The 3,614-nt window shown below is 38.5% G+C and carries 4 protein-coding genes; all 4 read right to left on the reverse strand.

The window, feature by feature from the left end; all coding sequences use genetic code 11:
• The coding region (locus V7147_RS23910) for an MBL fold metallo-hydrolase (protein ID WP_335370295.1) at positions 1-775 on the reverse strand (775 nt) is incomplete at its 3' end.
• Between the two features lie 146 nt (positions 776-921).
• The gene (locus tag V7147_RS23915) at positions 922-1,341 is read right to left on the reverse strand and encodes a hypothetical protein (protein WP_335370296.1); all 420 of its coding nucleotides are present in this window, start codon (positions 1,339-1,341) and stop codon (positions 922-924) included.
• Between the two features lie 23 nt (positions 1,342-1,364).
• A complete protein-coding gene (locus V7147_RS23920) occupies positions 1,365-2,600 on the reverse strand; it encodes a DnaB-like helicase C-terminal domain-containing protein (RefSeq protein WP_335370297.1) in 1,236 nt (411 codons plus the stop codon).
• Positions 2,600-3,565, reverse strand: a complete 966-nt coding sequence (locus tag V7147_RS23925) for a DnaD domain-containing protein (RefSeq protein ID WP_335370298.1) — start codon at positions 3,563-3,565, stop codon at positions 2,600-2,602. Before V7147_RS23925 ends, V7147_RS23920 begins: the two co-directional genes overlap by 1 nt.
• Positions 3,566-3,614: the final 49 nt, after the last annotated feature.

Below are 3,614 nucleotides of genomic sequence, written 5' to 3' on the forward strand. Positions count from 1 at the left end.
GAACAAATTTTTTCGCATTTAATTCGATAAAAGCCTTCACACTATCTTCAGGTGAGATATGTGAGTCAGCCATAAACCATTCAGGTTCATAAGCGCCAATTGGCATAAACACGGTATCAATCGTATATCGATCAGCTATTTCCTTGAACCCAGGGAAATAGCCTGTATCACCAACAAAATAAAAGGTTTGATTTGCGGTTTGAAAAATCCACCCGCCCCAATGAGAAGTATTCATATCGTTCAGCGATCTTCTTGTCCAATGCTGAGCCGGGACAAATTGAATATTTAGCCCTTTGTATTCAGTCGTTTCCCACCATTTCATCTCGGTTACATTTTGAAAGCCTTTTTTTATAAAAAGCGACTTCAAACCTTCTGGGACAAAATATTGTGGGTTTCCTCGGATTTTTTTTAACGTTGGAAAATCAAGATGGTCGTAATGGCCATGGGATATCACCACAACATCAATTTCCGGCAGCTCTTCCAATGGAATTCCCGGTTCGGTTAATCGCTTCTCAAAACCCATACGCTTTGCCCATACCGGATCGGTAAGGATATTTAGCCCATTAAGTTGAAGCAAAAAAGTAGAATGTCCAATCCACGTATAGGATATTTGACTTCTGTTCTCCTTTAGTTCTTGAACCCTTTTGTTTGAACATTGGGGTATATTTTTTGTTAAATCTTTCACTTTACTTCGTCTTTCTTTTTGCCACTTTCGCATATCCCGAAACGTTTTTTTGTTCGTTACATTATTTAAATTGCTATATCTAGTTTTCATAAACTCTCCTTTTGAACAGATTGCAAAATTTCAAATAGATAGATTTATTTATATTATACAATAGAACGAATTTTTCATAAAATAATCATAAGACTTGCCACCAATATCAATGATGCTCTAACACACGTCAGAAAGTCCATTTATTGCTATTTCACAAAATACCCTGCTATCGCCGGAAACGACAAATGTTCCTTCCTCATCTCCCAAAAAGTCATCACTTTATAGTCTCTTACTATCTGTGTTGATAGTGAATATGGATGACAATTTAGCGGTGTATGATGAAATGTTTTTGCGAAAAATTCAATTGCCTCTTGTTCAGTTGCTGCAAAGATAAACACAAATTCGTGCTGATTCTTTTTCAATGAATACACCCCGATTTTATGAAACCCTAATACATTACTTTCAATCATTTCCCTTACCTTCTCATGGTCTGCGATATTTAAATCTAATTTGGCGGAATTATCCTCTAATGAAATTTTGCCTTCCTGGACCAAATGATGAATGTAATGGGCAAGACTGATTTCTTCATAGCATAATGCATCAATATATAAGTCCTTCACTTTCATGTAGTTCCCACCCTTTTTATTATCTATTGTTCTATCAATCCCGTAAATTCGTTGTATTTAACATGAATGGTTCCAACTGGTCCATTACGGTTTTTGGAGACGATGATTTCAAGAAATGGATTGTCAGTTTCCTTGTCATAATACTTTTCGCGATAGAGGAAAAGGATCACGTCTGCATCCTGTTCAATGCTTCCCGATTCACTGATATCAGACATCATCGGGCGTTTTTCATTTCTCGTTTCCACAGAACGGTTTAACTGTGCTAAACAAATTACAGGGCAATCAAAATCCTTGGCCATTGTTTTTAGATTCCTAGATATCTCGGTTATTTGTAGATGGGCGTTGCCTCCGTATAGTTCGCTAGAGTGGATTAGGGTTAGATAATCTATGAAAATAATTGGTTTCATGTTTGGAAATTGATGCAGCATTTTTCGTGTCTTTGCTCTCATTTCTGATACGGTTTGACCAGCACCATCGAAAATTTGGATATTTGTTTCGTTCAGATAGCCAATTATATCTGCCAAGCGATCTTTTTGACTTTGGCTTAACATTTTCGCGGGATCCCTCATTTTTAACCGATTGTAGCCGCCAGTTGAGGCTATTAATCGAGAGGTGATCAGTCTTTCAGGCATTTCCAATGAAAAGACAATAGGCAAATAGCCTGCCCACCCTGCTTGCTTTGCAAAATGCAGCATTACGTCAGTTTTCCCCATGGATGGTCGTGCTGCTAGAATGGTAACCTCTCCATCCTGGAAACCGCCTGTCATTTCGTCTAGCTTTTTGATACCGGTTGAGGCCAATTTTAAAACCTCTTGCTCCTGCCAGGGTGCATCAAACATATGGACTAACGCTTGATTTAAAGGTGTATGATCGTTCATCTTCACTTGGTTGATTTTGTCCAATTCAGCTATTACTTTTGAAATCTCCCAATTCCCCATATTGGCAAGTGTCAAGATGTTCTTCTTTTCCCGCTCCTTCCAAAGGTCAATGATAAGCGCTTCAAATTCTTCAAATTTTTCAACATCCGCATGTGAGAGCAGGCTTGATAGATAGGACATTCCACCGAAGTTATAAAGATCAGGGATCGTTGTTAACGAAATCAAATCGATACTCTTGCCTTTATTGCTAAAGTCAACCATCCTCCGCATCAATTCTTGATGAGTAACCTGCTCTAGCTGTTCAGGACCAATCACGGTATCTTTGATTAAATAATTTGCCTTGATTAAACACCCTAAATAGGCCATTTCTGCAAAATTCATCAGTCCTCACCTGCCGTTGGATCAAATTGATAATGACCTGGTATTGCTCGACCTTTTTGAAGGGCTATGGGTGATTGTGTTTGCATTTTGCTCTCGTTATATAAATCAATTTCTTCAACTGTGAGCAATGACTCGTTTTCCCAGTTTCTCAGAATACCCACTACATAGTTCAGTCGCCGCTTATTATTTGCACAGGCAATTTCCAGCGCTTTTATAATCACATTTTTCGGATTCAAAAAACGAGAATCATCTAACCAGGTTAACAACCGCTCTTTGGCGTTCATGTTCGACAAACCAAACCCATTTTGATCCCAACACTCCACAATTTCACCGATCGCTTCTGTTTTGGATGGGTTCGCTATATTTGTGTAAAAACCTTGTTGTTGTTTTTTATTTTCTTTTTCTTTTTGATTTTCTTTTTGTCCACGTATCGTATCACGACACGTCGACGTATCGTTAAAACGTATGTTCGCACCGTTAGATTGAGTCATTATCCCATCTTGAGATACGTGAGAAAATGGCTCCGTTTCAGCTTCCAATTGGTTTTCAAAAAAAGATTCATAGACAGCTAAGATATCTTTTTGATCGATGTTCTCAGCCACATACTCAATCATTGAAAGATCCTCCACTTCTTCTAACTCCGAGACGATACAATCCATCATCGGTTTCCCGGCTTTAAACAAATTGTATTTACCCCAGTTTCGAATCGCGAGTTCTCTCGTTTTTGAATTGTAGCGAATCATCTGGTGATGATTCATCAAACGATCCATCAATGCATGTATGGTTTCAATGGAATAACCCATATCAAAAGCCATTTCTTTTTTCGTAATTCGATAGATTCCGATTTGGGTTGTTTGGGGATTCGTTAGGAGATATAAGAAGAAATATTTGTCCTCAGGCGTCATTTCCTCCGAAACAACGGGATTTTTCCAAAAATTAGTGCGCACCATTCTGTACTTTGCCATCTTTACTCACAATCCTTCCTTTTGGGTCAGAGGGACAGGTTCCGCGTCC

The sequence above is a fragment of the Bacillus sp. JJ1521 genome, assembly GCF_036965165.1.
Lineage (GTDB): Bacteria > Bacillota > Bacilli > Bacillales > Bacillaceae_L > Ferdinandcohnia.